Genomic DNA, 18,410 nt, shown 5'->3' with positions numbered 1-18,410 from the left:
CCGGTGACGGTCGTCGACGAGCGGACCGTCATATCAATTCATCAACGTATCAACGTGTCAGTCCCTGTTGCCGAACAGCTGCAGGATGTACAGGAACATGTTCACGAAATCGAGGTACAGGTTCAGCGCGCACAGGATGGAGATCCTCTTGACGGCCTCCGGTCCCTGCGCCTCGTACTGGGCGAACAGGGCGCGCGTGGACTGCGCGTCGTACATGGTCATGCCGGCGAACAGGATCAGGCCGAGGGCGCACACGACCTGGGTCATGCCGCTGACGCCGGGGATGAGCATGAGCACGAACTGCGAGATGATGAGCACGATCAGGCCGACCATGAGGATCGGTCCGAACTTGAGCATGTCGAACTTGGTGGTGAGGCTGAACATCGTCAGGGCGAAGAAGAACCCGGCGGTCACGCCGAGGGCGATGCCGATGGAGCCGAGATCGTAGACCATGAAGATCGAGCTCAGCGTGAAGCCCATCAGGGCGGCGTACACGTAGAACATCGCGCGGGCCGCACCGACGCTCATCTTCATGATGCGCGCACCGAGCATCACGGCCATCACGACCTGCACGATGCACAGGCCGATGAGGCCGAACATGCCGGTGGACATGAGGAACGCGTAGTACAGGCCGGTGGCCTGTCCGAGGACGGCGACCACCGCGGTGACGATGAGGCCGATGGTCATCTCGCCGTACGCCTTGGTCACCGACACACGGCGCGCCTGCTCGTAGGAGTAGGCGACCTGTCCGTCGATGGCGGCGCCGGCGCCCGCCCCCGCGGCGCTGCCGGCCCCCGCGTAGGCGTACTGAGGCTGGGCGTAGGGCTGCTGCTGGTACTGCTGCTGGTTCATGTTCGCGTACTGATACTGCGGGTTCTGCTGGTACTGCTGGCCGGCGCCGTACCCGGGATTGAGATTGCTGCCGCCCTGCGGCTCGTAGTTCGGATTGGGCTGGGGCTGCTGACCGAATGTCATGTTGGCTCCTTTTGTATTCGTTGTACCCACCATCCTAGGGGAACAAAGCTTACGATTCCATGAATACGTTCGCTGTGGACGTATGTGGACACGGAAACGGGCCCCGATTCCGTACGGAACGGGGCCCGTCGACCGATAACCGTCCTGCCGGCTCAGTCGGTCAGATCGTAGATGGTGACGCCGTCCACGGTCTGTGCCTCGAAGTTCTCGGCCACCCACGAGGCGATCTCGCTCGCGGCGTCGGATCCTCCGAGCTGGTTGCCGCCCATGCCGCCACCGGAGATGTAGTAATGGATGAGCCCCTGCTCGACGTAGCTCTTGAACTGCTCGAGGGTGGGCGCCGGATCGGAGCCGTTGAAGCCGCCGATGGCCATGACCGCCTGTTCGCTGGCGAGCTGGTAGCTGGCCGCGTTCTGCGATCCGGTGGTGGCCGCCGCCCAACGGTACTGGCCGGCATCCTCCTGCAGCATGGAGACGATCTGATCGCTGGCGGTGCCGCCGCCAAGCAGTCCGCCGCCCATGCCGCCACGTCCGCCGGCGCCGCCACGGCTGCCGTCTCCATCGGATTCACCGGTTGCGCCGGACTGCCCCGGCATCGCCGGCATGGACTGGCCGTCCGAGCTGGAGCCATCGGACTGCCCCGGCATACCCATGCCGCCGGAACCGCCGGGACCACCGCCCGGGCCTCCCATGCCGCCACCGGGACCACCGCCCATGCCGGTCGCGTTGGTGACGTTCGGACCCGCGGTGACGATCGATCCCGTATGACCAGTGGACACGGTGTATGCGGTCCATGCCAGCGGCCCGGCGGCGAGCGCCACCGTCGCGAGCGCGCAGGCCACGGCACCGGCGATGGAGATGCCGCGACGCACGGACGGGGTGCCGCGCAGGAAGCTCATGTCGCGCATCGGCGCCGCGGCGGCGGCCGCGATGACGAGCAGCAGGGTCGAGAGGAGTCCCGCGGCCATGACGATGTACTTGAGCCAAGGCAGCCATGTGGAGCGGCCGAGCAGCTCGACCGCCCAGAACGTGTTGACGAGGACGAGCGCCGTGGCGACTCCGCGCGCCCAGAACAGCTTCCGCTTGCTCCACAGCCCCGCGACGGCGATGGCGACGAGCGCGGCGACGGCCGGCGCGAGGGCGACCGTGTAGTACTGGTGGAAGATGCCCGCCATGAAGCTGAAGGTGAGCCAGGTGACGACGAGCCACGATCCCCATGCAATGACGTTCGCGCGGCGAAGGTCGGTGCGCAGGCTGCGGCGGGCGACGATGAGCCCGATCACGATGCCGGCGAAGGCGATGGGCGCGAGCCAGGCTATCTGCCCGCCGTATTCGCCGTCGAAGAGGCGGCTGAGGCCGGTCTGGCCCCACATGCCGCCACCATTGCCGCCTCCACCCATGCCGCCACCGCCGACGACGGCACCGGTCTCGTTGCCGGTGAGTCGCCCGAGTCCGTTGTATCCGAAGGTGAGTTCAAGGAAGGAGTCGGTCTGGGAACCTCCGATGTAGGGTCGGGAGCCGGACGGCACGATGACGGTGAGCGCGATCCACCATCCTGCGGAGACGATCACTGCGACCACGGCGACGAGCCCGTCGACGATACGGCGGATCAGCCCGGTGGGCGACGCCACGAGGAAGGCGAGCGCGAAGCCGGGGACGACGAGGAACACCTGCATCTGCTTGGTGAGGAATCCGAAGCCGATGCACACGCCGGCGAGGATCATCCACAGGGTACGGCGTCGGTCGCCGGCCTTGTCGCGCGGGTATTCGAGGGCGCGCATGACGGCCGCCGTGGCGCCGGTCATGAGCAGAACGAGCAGCGCGTCGGGGTTGTTGAACCTGAACATCAACGCCGCGACGGGCGTGGTGGCGAGCGTGAGACCCGCGATGACGCCGGCCCAGTTGCCCCACGCGCGACGGACGGTGGTGTAGAGGATCCACACGCTCGCCATGCCGCACAGGGCCTCGGGCAGGAGGATCGCGAAGGAGTTGAGGCCGAAGACACGGATGGACAGGGCCATGAGCCAGATGGCTGCCGGCGGCTTGTCGACGGTGATCGCGTTGCCCGAGTCGAGCGATCCCCACAGGAACGCCCACCAGTCCTGGGAGCCGGCCTGGGCGGCGGCGGAGTAGAACTCGTTGGCGTAGCCGGATGCGGTGAGGTTGACGAACATGATGACGGCGGTGAGCGTCATCATGCCGCCGAAGCCGATCCAGTCCGCGGTGGTGCGGCGGGTGGCGATGCTGGATCGCACGGTGGCGTTGCCGCCGGTGTCGACGTATCGTCCGGCTGGCATGGGGGCGCCGGAGTCCGGGCGATGGTACCGGCCTTTCGCCGTCGCGGCCGAGGAGGCTGGACGGACCTGCGAGGGGGCGGCCGATGTGGTTGAGATGGTCATGGATGAATGGTCCTTATGTCAAGTGATCGAAGCGACTAAGCGCTCTCAGCGATCAAGGTGATCGGTGAACAATGGTCCGTCGGGAAATGATCCGCGCATGAGGCGATGCACGATCAGGCGGCGGCGACGCGCATGCGGCTCAGCGTGCCGTTCATGCGCCACATGCCCTTGAGGTCCTTCTTCACGGTGTCGGGGATGTTGACCGTGCTGCCCGGGTCCTCGACCCAGCGGACGGGGAACTCGTACATGCGCATGCCGGTGGCCTGTGCCAACAGCAGCATCTCCGTGTCGAAGAACCACTCATTGTCCTGGATGTAGGGCAGCAGATGGCGCGCCGCGGGTGCGGTCATGGCCTTGAAACCACACTGGGCGTCGTGGAAGGCGGCGCCGAGCAGCACGCGCAGCATGCCGTTGTAGGTGCGTGAGATGAATTCGCGTTTCGCGGATCGCGTGACCTCGGATTCGTCGAAGAGACGGCAGCCGAAGGACACGTCGGCGAAACCGTAGACCAGGGTGCCCACGAGGGTGCCGGTCTGCGAGATGTCGGTGGACAGGTCGACGTCCATGTAGGCGACGACCTTGGCGCGCGACTCGCCCCAGGCGAGTTTGAGCGCGCGGCCACGTCCCTTGCTTGCGATACGCACGGCGCGTACCCGACCGGGGTATTGGGAGGCGAGGCGTGTGGCGATGGGCCAGGTCTCGTCGGTGCTGGCGTTGTCCGCGATGACGATCTGCCATGTGTAGGCCCAACCCTCGATCTGGCTTGAGGCAAGATGGTTCATCAGTGTGAGGACGGATTCGGCGAGCTGCTCCTGCTCGTTGTAGACGGGGATGACGATGTCGGCGTCCACGCGACCGGGCTCCCCTACACGCTCGACGATGCCGGTCGGCGTGATGCGGGCTGCACTGGATGTGCGGGATGTACGGGTTATCATCGGCTGCGATGTCGCGGCAGCTGGCGTTGTTCCTGCGGTGTTCATGGTTCCCATGGAACAATCGTTTTCCTAGCGGCGTCTTAGCCGCAAGTAAAGCGTTCCCGGCAGTCCCGGGGAAAAGGTCTCAACGTTTCCTGAACGCTTTCTGAACGCGTTCGGCCGGATTGGATCCCCCCGAGCCCCTCCATGCCCACTCCATATCCACTGCACCCGCTACACCCGCTACGCGAAGCCATCACCAGTCAATCACCGGTTCTCCGCGCAACAATCTCCGAAATCAGCCTTGAGTTCGCGAGATTGTTGCGCTGAGTCAGAGTCAGTGCAACAAATTCGGGAAATCACCGTTGATTTCCGGAGATTGTTGCACTGAGCAAGGGCAAGCGCAACAATTTCGGGAACACGGGACTCTTTTCCCGAAATTGTTGCGCCGGGATCGATATGACATAGACGCCGGGGATGCCGCACCGATGGTCACCACCCCGATGACCACCGATACCCCCGATGACCACCGATACCCCCGATGACCACCGATACCCCCGATGACCACCGATACCTCGATGGCCACCGTTATTCCGATGACCACCGGCGCGGCATCCACCGGACCGTCACTTGCCGGCGTTCCAGTCCACGGGGATGTCGCAGAACGCGTTCGCGCCCGCTCCGCTGCCGTCGTGCTTGGAGACGCTCTTGCCGTTCACGATGATCTCGCACGACAACTGGATGCCGTTCTGATCCGGGTTCTCGTAATCGCTGGAGGTGATGCTGAGCGTCGGATACTCACCGGCCTCCTTGCCGGTCATGGTCTTCTCCCACGTACCGTTGAAATCCTCCGTATGGGTTTCCCCCGTGCCCCCGTACATCGCGGTCGCGGGGCCGTTGCTGGTGGCTTTCATGGTGATCGTCCGCTCCTCGTCGGCCTTCTTCTGCTCGGCCTGACTCTGCTGGACGCTCTGCTGCAGTTCATTGGCGGCGTTGTCCATCGCCTTGCCGTAGCTGTTCTGGGTGACCAGCACGATGACGATGGCGATGACCGACAGGATCGCCGCGGCGATCGCCAGACCCTTGCCGCGTTTACGCCCCTTGGAACGCGTCGCGACGATTCCGACAATGGCGAAGACGACGCCGATCACACCGAGAACCGCGGCGAAGTTGTTGACGATCGGCACCCAACTGAGCAGCACGGCGAGCACGCCGAACACCAGTCCGACGATGGCGCTCGCGCTCAGCCCCTTGTTGACGTGGGAGGCGGGCGCGTGCCCGGGGCCCGGTCGACCCTGCTCCGGAAGCGGAATGTTGTTGGTCATGGTTCCTTCTTTCTCTGTGCGCGCGGGACTTGCGCGGTATGTCTTCGACGCTATCGGAACCGGCGCGGGGTCGTCAGTGTACGAACGGACGTTTCCGGATGCCCGTTCGGGCGGCGGCCGCGTGCGGAATGCGCCCGCATGTCCAATGGCGACGCGGCTTGCTCCGGCAATAGAGTGGGATGCATGGGATTCGAGAAGAAGCATGACGAACCGCGGCCGGCGTGGAATCAGGATGACGACGAGGTGCCGGTGCGCACGCGACGCTGGTGCGTGTTCGTCATGATCCCCGTGGCCGCGTTGTTCGCCCTGGTGCAGTGCTCGTTCGCGGCGTTGGAGTACGTGGCGAATCCCGACGGGATCATGTATGTGTGGATGGTCCTGTCCACCCTGTTGTCGATCGTGTTCCCGTTCATCCTCATCATGCGCGACCGGCATCCCGAACCGGTCTTCTGGGCGGCATGCGCGATCGTGATGGTCTTCCCGTACGATCCGATGCTCGTGCTCATGGCGATGACCTCGCTGCTGGCGCGCCGGTCGTCACGGACCCGCACAATACGGGTCATCGTGGCCGGCACGGCTGTATGCGTCTGGGCGCAGCTGCGCGACGCGCTGCATCCGGCCGAGGCGTCGCTCTGGCATCTGTTCTTCGCCAAGCCGAACACCGGCAGCAACGGCGTGCCGATCGAGATGCTCACCGGTGACGGACCGATCATCGCGACCGCGGTGGTCGCGGCACTCATCAGCGTGGCGATCGCAGCGCTCATCGGCCTGCACATCCGCTCGCGCGCGAGCCTCGACACCGCGCAGGCGAAGGCCGACGCCGCGGCCACGCATGCGGCGACGCTGCAGCACGATCTGACCAACCAACAGCTGGCCGACGCGATCGCGGCAGAAGCCCACGACACGCTCGCGCACTCCCTGTCGCTGCTGGCGTTGAACGCGAGCGCGCTGCAGGCCGAAACCGCCCGACTGGAGCCGTCGGAGACGTCCGAGTCGATCGCGCGCAAGGCCGAGGACATCCGGCGTCAGGCGGCCGGCGCCTTGGACGAGGCGCATCAGATCATCGACATGCTGCGTCACCCGCAGAGCGCCTGGGAGCAGCTCGCGCCCACGGACGAGACGGCGTTGACGCGAGAGTCGCTCGACGCATTGATCGCGCAAACCCGTGACGCGGGGCAGCGCGTCGATACGTGGATCGACATCCGGCAATTGGGCGAGCTGGACGACATATCGGCCAAGGTGGCCTACCGAGCGATTCAGGAGGGGTTGACAAACGCTCGCCGGCACGCGCCGGGCGCCCCGGTGTCGCTTGAGGTGACGGCGAATCCCGCGACGGGCGTACATGTGCATCTGAGCAATCCCATGGTAGGGCCGGGATCGAACGGGAACAACACGCCGGGAGGCTCCCCCGCCGGCGCCGGGCTGCCGGGTCTGGCGGCCCGCGCGCATTCGGCCGGAGGGACATGCCGGTACGGGTTCGACAACCGTCGCATGTTCCATCTGGACGTGCTGCTGCCGTGGCGGCGGAACGCTGGCGACGCGGCGGGCGAGATTCCGTCCGTCGCGCGTCCGGTGCAATAGGATGGCAGGGTGAGCGAAAGCGAAAGACAAGACGAGGGGCCGCAGACCAACGGCGGTAACGGCATCGGCCGGCCAACGCCAGTGGCGGACACTTCCGTCGCGCCCACGACAGCGGTCTCCGCCGCCGTGGGCGCGACGGGCGTAACGCCGCCGACAGCACCCGTGAAGGTGAGCGTCGTGGACGACGATCCGATGATCTGCCAGGCGATGAGGCTGATCCTCACCGACTATTCGTCCGGCAGGATCGAGGTCGTGTCCACGTCGACGTCCGGATCGGACGCGGTGCTGCGCGCACAGCGAGAGCATCCTGACGTGGTCCTGATGGACATCGCGATGCCCGATATGGACGGGATCGAGGCGACACGGCGTCTTCGTGCGCTCCCCCGGCCGCCGCATGTGATGATCCTGACGTCGCTGAGCCCGTCGAACACCGTCGAACGCGCGGTGGAGGCCGGCGTCGAAGGCTTCGTCTCCAAGACGGACGCTCCGGATGAGATCATCCGACGCGTGCTCGGCGTGTGCGCGGAGACGCCGCAGTTCAACGCGGCGAGCCAGCGCCAGCTCATCGGCGACCTGCACGCGCAGCAGCCGCTCTCCCGTCGCGACGAGGCCCGCGCGATGCTCGACGCGCTGCCCGAACGCGAACGAGAGGCCGTGCTGCTGGCCGCGGAGGGGATGACGAACGCGCAGATCGCCGAACGCATGTTCATCTCGGAGAGGACGGCGAAGGCGCATCTGTCGTCCGCGGCGGACAAGCTCGCGATGGGTCGCGTGCAGATGGCCCGGCTGGTGGAACGCGCGGACCTGCCGCCGCAGGTGTGATCTCGCGGGCAACCACAAGCGGGCAATCACACGGAACCACAGGAAATGCATGCGAGCGACTGACCGGATGCCGAGGCATCCGACGGAACGCTGCTAGGCTTGGAGACGACAACCGTTGCACGGGAAAGGGTCGGGGATCACATGGCCATCAACGCTAAGGAACTGCCGCTGGAGAAGATCTTCACGTCGGACTACCGGTTCTTCATCCCCTCGTTCCAGCGCGCCTACATCTGGCAACCGGAGAACATCCAGCAGCTGGTGGACGATCTGGCCGGGGCCGCCAAGACGCCCGGCACCCCCTACTTCCTCGGATCGCTGATCCTGGTGCGCACCGGCGAGGTCAACCGTTACGACGTGATCGACGGCCAGCAGCGTCTGGTGTCGCTGGCGATCATCATCGCCGCGTTGCGCGATCTGGAACGGGACTCCGAATGGATGCGTCTGCTGGACGCGCTCATCGTCGAGCCCGGCGACAAACTGCGCGGCATCAGGAACGAGCCGCGTCTGACGCTGCGCGAACGTGACGCGGCGTTCTTCCGCGAATACGTGCAGGAAGGCAATCTGGAGGCGCTGTTCGATCTGGGCGAGGAGGACTGGACCACCACCGCGCAGCGCAACATCACCCGCAACACCAAACGCGTCTATGACGAACTGTCGCGTATGAGCGAGGACGAGCGACGCACGTTCGCCTCGTATCTGGTCAACCAGGTCACATTGGTGATCGTCACCACCGACGATCTGGACAGCGCGCACCGCATCTTCGACGTGATGAACATGCGCGGTCTGCCGCTCACACCGTCGGACGTGTTCAAGGCGCGCGCCACGTCCGGACTCACATCGGTCGAGCTCGACGCGTACGCCCAGCGCTGGGACGACATCATGGACCCGCTCGGCGACGATTCGCCGGCCAGCGAGGAGTTCTTCTCCTACCTGCATCTGATCGTCACGCACAAGCCCGACAGCGACAAGCTCATCGAGGACTTCCTCACCGACGTGATGCAGCCGCATCTGGACAACGGCACGATGACGGCGTTCATCGACCAGGTGCTCGCGCCGTACGCGATGGCGTGGCTGGTCATCACGCGCCCCTCCGACACGATGCTGCCGGAGGATGTCAAGGCGCGGCTCGAATCGCTCAATGACTATCCCGGCCATGAATGGAAGCCCGTGGCCATGTGGGCGCTGGTCCATTCGTTCCGCAATCTGGGCGCCCCGGACATCTCGCCGTTCGCCTCCAGAGGGGCCAGGGCCTCGCGCGCGTCGACCACGGTGAAAACGCTTGGGGGCCATGATTCGCAGCGGCTGAACGAAATACTCGCGGCGTTGGAGCGCGTCACCGGCGTCGATACGCTGAACCGCACGGCTCCGTTCCGCCGGCGTGGGCACGCGGCCGCCGCCGTGCGCGACCTCGACAAGGGCTATCCTGTGCGCACGATCCGCGCCCTGTCGGTGTCTCCGAACGATCGCGCCGGCGCTCTGGTACGTCTGCACGGCGAGATGCAGGGCGACGACGAGCTGATCCGACTGCTGCTGGTACGCGCCAACGAGCAGGCGGCCGAAACGCACCTGTCGCGTCCGCGCAGACTCAGCGCCCTGCCGATCATGCCGGTGGTGTTCGATCCGAAATCCTCGTTCGCCGCATCCGGATGGACCCAGGACGTGCACGACTACTGGATGTACCGGCTGGGCAACATGGCGCTCGCGCAGGGCGCCGAGGACCAGCTCGACAAGCTGCCCGACTATGCGGGTCGCCGCGACCGGCTGCTCATGCGCGCCGATTCGCGCCGGTTCCCGCTGACGGAACAGCTGAAGCACTTCAACGAGTGCACGCCGGAGATGCTGCGTCACCGTCAGGAGGAGACGATCCGTCTGATCGCGGACCGTTGGGAGATCCGCTATGACGAGAACCACACCGACCTGACCAGTCAGGATATCGAGGAGCTGGCCGGCGGCGGCAGGATGTCGCGTCCGGTGCACAGCTCGCGACGGGTCACGATCAAGCAGGTCGTCGACGCCGGTCTGCTCATCCCCGGAGAGAAGCTGGTGTGGGATCGCCCGCGCAAGGGCGAACGCTGGTTCGCGACCGTCACCGAGGACGGCAGGTTCCGTCTTGACGACGGGTCCACGTACGCCTCCCCCACCGCGGCCGCGAAGGCCGCCGCCGGCGGGAAAAGCTCCGCCGGGCTGTCCGTCTGGCGTCGGACCTCGGACAACCGCAACCTCGCGGATATCTGGAAGCAGTTCCGTCAGCAGGCGGGATGACCCATCCGCTGACCTCCGTCACCGGTAGTCGTCGAGATGCCGGACCATGCGCATCGTGTCGTTCCACCAGATGCGCAGGCGGTTGCGCGGGTTCGAGGTGAACGGTTCGCCGGGCATCGCATGCTCCGCGCGGGACGGTCCCATGAACCGCGCGACCCTGATGACGACGATGATGACCGCCGCTTCGAGCGCGGCGAGGGCGAGCGCTCCCCCGACGCCTCCCGCCCACGGCATCACCGCGTGATCCCCGCTGCCCAGCCACATGGCCACGCGTTCCATGATACGGGTCCCCCACGAGGCGATCCATGCGAACGGCGTCGCGGCGTCGACGCTCACCCATGCGATGGCGAGTCCCGCAAGTCCCGCCATCGTGGCGAAATCCACGACCGGCGAGACGAGGACGTTGGCGATGACGGACCAGACCGGCAGTTGCGGTTCCAGCATCACCTGTATCGGCAATGTGGCGGTCTGCGCGGCGATCGTCATCGCGGTCGCGTCGGCGAGACGGTCGGGCAGAGCCAGGGCGATCACGTCGGCGATCGGACGGGACATCAGCACGATGCCGAGCACCGAGGCGCATGACAACGCGAACCCGTAGCTCCATGCGAGCGACGGATCGAGCGGCAGCATGACGACGACGGTCACGCACAGCGCGCTCAGCGCCTGCGTCCTGCGTCCGAGATACAGCGCGGCCGCGCCGATCCATCCCATGACGAGCGCGCGGGAGACGCTGTCCCCCGGAGCCATCAGCGCGGCGAGCACCGTCGTGACCGTTACGAGCAGCACCGCGACGATCCGCCGCGGGACGAGGAGCCTCGCGCACAGTCGCCGTATCAGACCGGCGACGATGACGAAATGCCCGCCGGAGACGGCCATCAGATGCATGATGCCGGCGGCGCGGAAACGTTCCTCCAGCCGTGTGGCGTAGGTGTCGTTGACCGGCTGGGCCTCGTAGGCGGCGGGCAGATGATCCTGCCCGAGGAACCCCATGGTGAGGCCCGGCACGAGCACCCGACCCTGTTCGGACAGGCGCGAGGTCGCACGGAAGAACGATTCCTGTACGTGTTCTCGCCAGCGTTCCGGCCATGGCTGCTCCCCGATGGCGGCGAGCCCTTCGGACGAGTGCACGGTCAGCCATAATGGGGTCGAGCCGAACCGCGCGGCGGAAAACGTTCCGGACGCGCGGTAGACGGCGCCGCGGTGGATGCGCCCGCAATCGTCGCCCGACGCGAACAGACGCACCCCGGCGCGGGATGCGACGCGCACGCTTCCGTCGTCGATGGCCTGCAGGCGCAGTTCGGCCTGACAGTCGGCCTCGCGGTTGGAGGAGACCTGCACCGGCGCCGTCACGGTTCCCTCGACGGTCAGATGACCGGTCGTCTCCCGCCCTCTGACAGCCGCCGGATCATGCCACGCGGTCGCGAGGCCGGACCATGTCACGATCGCGCCAAGGAGCGCCGCCATGATGCACACCGCGACGATCGTTCGCCCGATTCCCATATGGACGAGTCTTGTCGATATGAGCCAAATCACGGCGCATGCAATGCCCGACGCCATGATGATCACGGCCACATGATTGTTCGACACTATGTCGAACGAATTGGTTTCACCTGCATGCACACCGTTTGCATATACGTCGTCTGCACTCGCACCGCCACCTACGATCATGGTGAACAGCCATCGCGTTCCCAGACATGACGCCCACAACACGATTGCGACGGGAAGGAGACGCCGGTCGCGGCTACCGCATTCGATGCGCGGATTCCGGATTCGACGCGCCCGCCGTGTCAGAAGTCGCATCAGACCACGCATCAGACCTTCACCCCCGGACGGATCTTCTCAAGCGTCTTCGCGCCGATGCCTGACACGTCAAGGAGCTGGTCGACGCTGGTGAACCGCCCGATCTTCCGCCGATGGTCGAGGATCTTCTGCGCGGTGACCGGTCCGATGCCGGGGACGGAGTCGAGCTGCTCCAGCGTGGCGGTGTTGAGGTCGACGCGCGTGTCCGTAGGGTCGGGTGCAGGCGCAGGCGCGGGAGCGGGTGCGGCGGATGACGCACCGTCGCCGGATGCGGCTTGTCCGCCTGAATCCGGCGACGCATCGCCGCCGGTTTCACCGCCCTCACTGCCGGGAGACGGCTGATCGACGGTCTTCGATGCATCGCCCGAACGGCCGAGCGCCGCATAGTTCACCGATTGGTGGATGAGCAGCGTCAGACTGACGCAGGTGACGAACGTCATGATGAGGATCGCCGCCAGCGCGTGGGTCGCGGTGAACTTCAGACGCGGTTTGCCGTGTTTCGCCCGCCGCTCGAAGTCGTCGCCATCCATGTCCTCGCCGTGTACGCCGGTCAGCCGCGACAAGGATCGGAACTGCGATTGCGCATCATCGGGCAACGGGCCGACAACCTCCATCGATGCCGATGGCCGTGGCGGCAGCGGCACGGAGGCCATCGACGGCCGTGACGACGAAGAAAACGAACACGACGACGAACGCGGTGAACCGGAGCCGTCATCCGACGCCGCATAAGACTCGACATATGACTCAAATGGCCGGGGATCGCCGTCCGGCCGGGAATGATAAACGCCCATGCCTCCACGGTGGGAAGGCATGGGCGCGAAATCAAGTCACACGGGGAATGTGGACGAAGCCCCAGGACGAAACCCTAGGGCTTATGCACCTCACTCGGCCGGGACGATCGAGACGATCTTCGGGGCCTTGACGATGACCTTGCGCGGCTCCTTGCCGCCGAGACGGTCGGCGACCGCTTCGAGCGCGAGCTTCTGGAGCTCGGCCGGATCGATGTCCGGGGAGACCTCGAGCTTGGCGCGAATCTTGCCCTTGATCTGCACGACCGCGGTGACGGTGTCCTGACCGACATACCGCTCGTCGGCGACCGGCCACGGAGCCGCGGACAGGGACTCGTCGTGTCCCAGACGAGACCACATCTCCTCGCAGATGTGCGGCGCGATCGGGGCGAGCATGAGGATCAGCGGCTCGACGGCGGCACGCGGCACGGACTCGAGGGAGGTCAGGTGGTTGTTGAGCACGATGAGCTTGGCGATCGCGGTGTTCGGACGCATGCCCTCCATCTCGACCGTCACGTCGGCGATCGTGTTGTTGAGCAGCTTCAGGGTCTTGACGTCCGGGGCGTCCTCGCTCACATGGGCCCCGCCGGTCTCCTCGTCGATGACGTTGCGCCACAGACGCTGCAGGAAACGCATGCCGCCGACCACGTTGCGCGTGTTCCACGGACGGGACTCGTCGAGCGGGCCCATGCTCATCTCGTACAGGCGGAACGTGTCCGCGCCGTAGTTCTCGTACATGTAGTCCGGGGTGATGATGTTCTTGAGGCTCTTGCCCATCTTGCCGAACTCGCGGTTGGCGTGCTCGCCGTGCCAGGTGAACGTCGGTTCGCCGTTGGCGTCGGCCGGACCCTCCACGACCTCGTCGGCCGGCACGTACTGGCCGCGGTCGTCGGTGTAGGCGTACGCCTGGATCATGCCCTGGTTGAACAGCTTGTGGAACGGTTCGGCCGAATCCACGTAGCCCAGATCGAAGAGGATCTTGTGCCAGAAGCGCGAGTACAGCAGGTGGAGCACGGCGTGCTCGACGCCGCCGATGTACAGGTCGACGCCGCCCTCATCACCGGAGTACTTGTTGTGGTTCGGGCCCATCCAGTAGTCGAACTCGTTCTTCTCGACCATGTGGGCGGTGTCGGACGGGTCGATGTAGCGCATGTAGTACCAGCAGGAGCCGGCCCAGTTCGGCATCGTGTTGGTGTCGCGGTAGTAGGTCTTCGGGCCGTCGCCGAGATCGAGCGTGACCTTGACCCAGTCCTCGTTGCGGCTCAGCGGCGCCTCCGGGTTGGATTCGGCGTCCATCGGGTCGAAGGTGCGCGGCTGGTAATCGGGCACGTCCGGCAGACCGATCGGCAGCATCGAGTCGGGCAGCAGGTGCGGGGTGCCGTCCTCGCCGTAGACGATCGGGAACGGCTCGCCCCAGTAGCGCTGGCGGGAGAACAGCCAGTCGCGCAGACGGTAGGAGACGGTGCCCTTGCCGACGCCGGCGGACTCGAGCCACTCGTTGACCTTGGCGATGGCGTCGTCGACCCTGAGGCCGTCGAGGGAGAGCGCGTCGCCCTTGGCCTTGGTGGCCTCGACGGAGGAGTTGATGACGATGCCGTCATGGGAGACGAACGGCGCCTTGCCCTCGTAGTTGGCGAGGTCGTCGCCGGATTCGGGCAGCGGCTGGACGGTGTAGATGACCGGCAGGCCGAACTTGGTGGCGAAGTCGTAGTCTCGCTGGTCTCCGCCCGGCACGGCCATGATCGCGCCGGTGCCGTAGTCCATGAGCACGTAGTCGGCGGTGAACAGCGGCAGCTTCGCGCCGGTGATCGGGTTGATGGCGTACAGGCCGGTGAACAGGCCGGTCTTCTCGCCGGCCTCGTCGACGCGGTCCTTCGCGGTCTTCGATTCGGCCGCGAGACGGTAGGCCTTCACGGCCTCGACCGGGTTGGCGTAGCCGCCCTTCCAGTCCTCGGGGGTTTCGGCCGGCCATTCGGCGGGCACGTCCTCAAGCAGGTGATGCTCCGGGGAGACGACCGCGAAGGTGGTGCCGAACAGGGTGTCGGGACGGGTGGTGTAGATCTCCATGTCCTTGACGCCGCTCGGGGTGTCGACCTCGAAGTGCACGGAGGCGCCGTGGCTCTCGCCGATCCAGTTGCGCTGCATGAGCTTGACCTTTTCGGGCCAGTCGATGCCGTCGAGGTCCTCGATGAGGCGGTGGCCGTACTTGGTGATGCGCATCGACCACTGGCGCAGCTCACGCTGGAAGACCGGGAAGTTGCCGCGTTCGGACTTGCCTTCGGCGGTGACCTCCTCGTTGGCGAGCACCGTGCCCAGGCCCGGGCACCAGTTGACCGGGGACTTGGAGATGTAGGCGAGGCGGAAGTCGTTGAGGATGTCCTGCTGTTCGGCGTCGGTGAGGTCGGCCCACACCTTGCCGTCGGACTCGTGGCCAGGGATGGCCTTCTCGCCGTTCTCGAACTTGGCGACGAGCTCGGTGATCGGGCGGGCGGAGCCCTTCGTGCCGGACGGGTTGGTGGCGTCCTCGTCGTACCAGGAGTCGTAGATGCGCGAGAAGATCCACTGGGTCCAACGCACATAGCCGGGGTCGATGGTGGCGAAGGTGCGGCGGTTGTCGAAGCTCAGGCCCATGCGGTGCAGCTGGCGGGACATGTTGGCGATGTTCTGCTCGGTGGTGATGCGCGGGTGCTGGCCGGTCTGCACGGCGTACTGCTCGGCCGGCAGGCCGAAGGCGTCGTAGCCCATGGCGTGCAGGACGTTCTCGCCCTTCATGCGGTGGTAGCGGGAGACCACGTCGGAGGCGAGGTAGCCGAGCGGGTGACCGACGTGCAGGCCCTTGCCGGACGGGTAGGGGAACATGTCCATCGCGAAGTAGGAGGGACGTCCCTCGGCGTTGCGGCCCTTGCCGTCCTTCAGGTCGCCGGAGACGTTGGCGGCCCAGAACGTGCCTTCGTCATCCCACTTCTTCTGCCATTTGTTTTCGATGTCCTGCGCCAGTGCGGCGTTGTAACGGAACTTCGGTTCAGTCTCACTCATACCGCACGATAATACACGCGCCCGCACCAATAGCCGCCGCCCGTCGCGCATGGCGGGCGGGTGGCTTTCTACAGTTCAATAACCACACCGGTGCCATACCGAATCCGGGCCATATGGCCCATTGGGCACATTCCCGTAGTATGAGGGAACTTTAGCAAAGTCATGAAACAGCACAGCCTGCATGGCTATATGCCCTTCATCCCGAGGATTTCATTTGTCGGCACGACGGAGCCAAGTGATGCCGAACTCCGTGGTCTTGCGCAAACTCTGCTGGCGCAACTGCGGGTTGAGCCAATCACCATCGAACTTCTGGAACATATCCAATCCCTTGCCGAGAATGATGTCCCAGCCGGTATCTGTCTTAATCCAGCGATCATGGGCCGTTTCGCTGAATTGGTAGGAGAAGACGATGCCGAATTGGGCGAAATTGGATCGTATCTGCTCGAAGCTCTCCTTCTGCTGCTTCAGCCGATCTAGGTTCTCCTCGTCACTAAAACGCGGATTTCTGAACTGCCCGGTGATCAGACGCACCTGTACCTCTTCGGAATGGTCCGTATAGTTATATACGGTTTCCAAGAATTCGGACAGGTTGCGCATCTGATACGTGTTTCGGATGTACGGGTCCTGCAGCAGGACTCGCTTCGCTCCGGCCACGTAAGGTCCAAACAATCGGTTGTAGCTGACGCCTTTGCCGTCTTCGACAAACTCCTCACGCTTTTCCCTAGCCATGGCGGCTATCTTTTCTATGCGAGACATGGGTTTGGCCGGTTGGGTGGGCCCGGAAGATACAGCCACCGAAGCAGCTCCCTCCGCGGATTTCGCGTCAGGACTCTGCCCCAGAGTGGATCCGGGCATATCTACGACTCCGGCTGCCGCAGAACCAACGTCCTCACCATTCCGCTGGCCGTCCTGCCCCTCGTCAGTCATGAGCGATCCGCGGTGGTACAGCGCGGGATAGTCGATCTCCTCCAGCGTCTGCACGGCGATCGGCTTGTCCGGCGAGCCAGCCCGCGTGTAGGTGAATTCAACCTCCTCCATGGTGGAGTCGATGCGGCACAGCTGGTCCTTGACGCGCTTGCGTCCCTCGATGGCGCAGCGCAGCAGCGGCTCCATCTGCTCCGGGGTCGCCTTGCCGTCCGGGTAGATGAGCTTCATCAGTCCGGAGAAGGTCTTCCTGACGCCGTCGCGGTCGCGGGTGGTCAGGGACGGCGAAAGCGTGAAGTACGGCTCGAACGCCAGACCGTAATCCGCGTCGCGCATGTTGTGCAGGATCTCGGCGAGGTAGTCGACCACGAAACCGTAGCCGCGCGTGAACATCTCGGAGCGGATCTGCTCGAACTCCCATCCGGGCAGGTAGCAGTGGATACGGTCGAGGAACGCGGGGTCATGATACTGCTTCGGCAACTCCTCGAACAGGTCGGAGTTCTTGAGCATGTACGGCACGTTATGGGAGGTGTTGCCGACGAACACCATGGACGCCTCGGCCTGCTGCGGCAGCACGCCGCGCGAGAACGACCGGTTCGCCATGTAGTTCTTCATGATGTCGACGAGGTCCTTGCCGGCCTTCTTGGCCTTGCCCGCGAACTCGTCGAACGCGACCGTGTCCCAGTAGCCGACGAGGCCGAGCCTGCCGGTGGCGTTGTTGATGAACAGCTTCGCCACGGTGATCTCGCCGCCGGAGATGAGCACACCGTGCGGGGAGAATTCGGAGTAGATGTGCGATTTTCCGGTGCCCTTGGGGCCGAGCTCGATGAGGTTGTAGTTGCGTTCGACGAACGGGACCATGCGCACCAGATGCAGCAGTTTCGCGCGCTTCGAGAACAGTTCGGGGTTGAAGCCGATGGACTGCATGAGCAGGTCGATCCACTCGTCGTCGGTGAACCGTTTACGCATTTCGAGATAGTTCGCGCGGTCGTCGTGCGACATCTGCACCGGCGTGAGCTTCTGCAACCGCCACGGCACGTCCTTCGGGTCGCCGGAATAGGCGTAGGAGAGTGTGCACATGCACCAGATGCCGGTAACGAGCAGCTTGGGGTTGTGCTCGACGGTGTCGGAGCTGACGATCACCCCGCTGATGCCTAGGTTTTCGAACGAGGCCTCATACTGGTCGAGTTTGTCGTTGAGTACGACCTGCACCCTGTCGATGATCGAGTAACGCCCTTTTTCGCGGATCTTCGACTGGACAAGGTTCGCCTCCTCACGATGCACGTAGTTGTCGGCGAGGATGGCCTTCACATGCTCCACGCCTCCCCCGATGCTGCTCGCATCCGAGGTGGATGCGTATTTGCCGAGCAGGTATTCGAGCACGTACGTGGGCACGAGCGCGTTGCCCTTGACCTCACCGACCAGATCCTTGCGAACCGTGTACCCGGAGAACTCCTCGGTCACCTTGCGGTCGAGGTCGCTCATCTGAGGCTCCTCGGCAGTCGGAGCGGCCGCAACGGCGCCACCATCGGCCGTCTCATCCATATGCTGCTGTTCGTCTGTCATGATTCCACCTTACGCTTG

The 18,410-nt window shown here is 65.0% G+C and carries 11 protein-coding genes; 3 read left to right on the top strand and 8 right to left on the bottom strand.

Annotation, left to right across the window (positions count from 1 at the left end):
- Positions 1–57: 57 nt before the first annotated feature.
- The 4 genes from CSQ85_RS00735 to CSQ85_RS00720 form a co-directional block, all read right to left on the bottom strand.
- The gene (locus tag CSQ85_RS00735; RefSeq protein ID WP_150382431.1) at positions 58–975 is read right to left on the bottom strand and encodes a Bax inhibitor-1/YccA family protein; all 918 of its coding nucleotides are present in this window, start codon (positions 973–975) and stop codon (positions 58–60) included.
- Positions 976–1,127: 152 nt separating this feature from the next.
- Positions 1,128–3,374: an ArnT family glycosyltransferase gene (locus CSQ85_RS00730; protein WP_150382430.1), complete on the bottom strand. Its 2,247-nt coding sequence runs from the start codon at positions 3,372–3,374 to the stop codon at positions 1,128–1,130.
- Positions 3,375–3,487: 113 nt separating this feature from the next.
- Complete coding sequence (locus CSQ85_RS00725) at positions 3,488–4,363, bottom strand: dolichyl-phosphate beta-glucosyltransferase (protein ID WP_223846744.1); 876 nt, start codon at positions 4,361–4,363, stop codon at positions 3,488–3,490.
- 551 nt (positions 4,364–4,914) lie between these two features.
- Positions 4,915–5,613, bottom strand: a complete 699-nt coding sequence (locus CSQ85_RS00720; protein WP_150382428.1) for a DUF4190 domain-containing protein — start codon at positions 5,611–5,613, stop codon at positions 4,915–4,917.
- A 279-nt stretch (positions 5,614–5,892) separates the two neighbouring features.
- On the opposite strand from CSQ85_RS00720, the gene CSQ85_RS00715 reads away from it, so the two are divergent.
- From CSQ85_RS00715 to CSQ85_RS00705, 3 genes are all read left to right on the top strand, one after another.
- A complete protein-coding gene (locus tag CSQ85_RS00715) occupies positions 5,893–7,194 on the top strand; it encodes a sensor histidine kinase (RefSeq protein WP_150382715.1) in 1,302 nt (433 codons plus the stop codon).
- A 126-nt stretch (positions 7,195–7,320) separates the two neighbouring features.
- On the top strand, positions 7,321–8,016 hold the full coding sequence (locus CSQ85_RS00710; RefSeq protein ID WP_263390557.1) for a response regulator transcription factor: 696 nt from the start codon (positions 7,321–7,323) through the stop codon (positions 8,014–8,016).
- 141 nt (positions 8,017–8,157) lie between these two features.
- On the top strand, positions 8,158–10,278 hold the full coding sequence (locus CSQ85_RS00705) for a GmrSD restriction endonuclease domain-containing protein (RefSeq protein WP_150382427.1): 2,121 nt from the start codon (positions 8,158–8,160) through the stop codon (positions 10,276–10,278).
- Positions 10,279–10,296: 18 nt separating this feature from the next.
- On the opposite strand, the gene CSQ85_RS00700 is transcribed toward CSQ85_RS00705, so the two are convergent.
- From CSQ85_RS00700 to brxL, 4 genes are all read right to left on the bottom strand, one after another.
- Positions 10,297–11,778, bottom strand: a complete 1,482-nt coding sequence (locus CSQ85_RS00700; RefSeq protein WP_223846742.1) for a ComEC/Rec2 family competence protein — start codon at positions 11,776–11,778, stop codon at positions 10,297–10,299.
- Positions 11,779–12,089: 311 nt separating this feature from the next.
- The gene (locus CSQ85_RS00695) at positions 12,090–12,692 is read right to left on the bottom strand and encodes a ComEA family DNA-binding protein (RefSeq protein ID WP_190972811.1); all 603 of its coding nucleotides are present in this window, start codon (positions 12,690–12,692) and stop codon (positions 12,090–12,092) included.
- A gap of 267 nt (positions 12,693–12,959) precedes the next feature.
- A complete protein-coding gene (gene leuS, locus CSQ85_RS00690) occupies positions 12,960–15,902 on the bottom strand; it encodes a leucine--tRNA ligase (RefSeq protein WP_150382425.1) in 2,943 nt (980 codons plus the stop codon).
- Positions 15,903–16,112: 210 nt separating this feature from the next.
- Complete coding sequence (gene brxL / locus CSQ85_RS00685) at positions 16,113–18,392, bottom strand: BREX system Lon protease-like protein BrxL (RefSeq protein WP_150382424.1); 2,280 nt, start codon at positions 18,390–18,392, stop codon at positions 16,113–16,115.
- Positions 18,393–18,410 lie beyond the last annotated feature (18 nt).

Source organism: Bifidobacterium rousetti (genome assembly GCF_008698235.1).
Taxonomy (GTDB): domain Bacteria; phylum Actinomycetota; class Actinomycetes; order Actinomycetales; family Bifidobacteriaceae; genus Bifidobacterium; species Bifidobacterium rousetti.
This window is presented reverse-complemented; position numbering and strand designations above follow the sequence as displayed.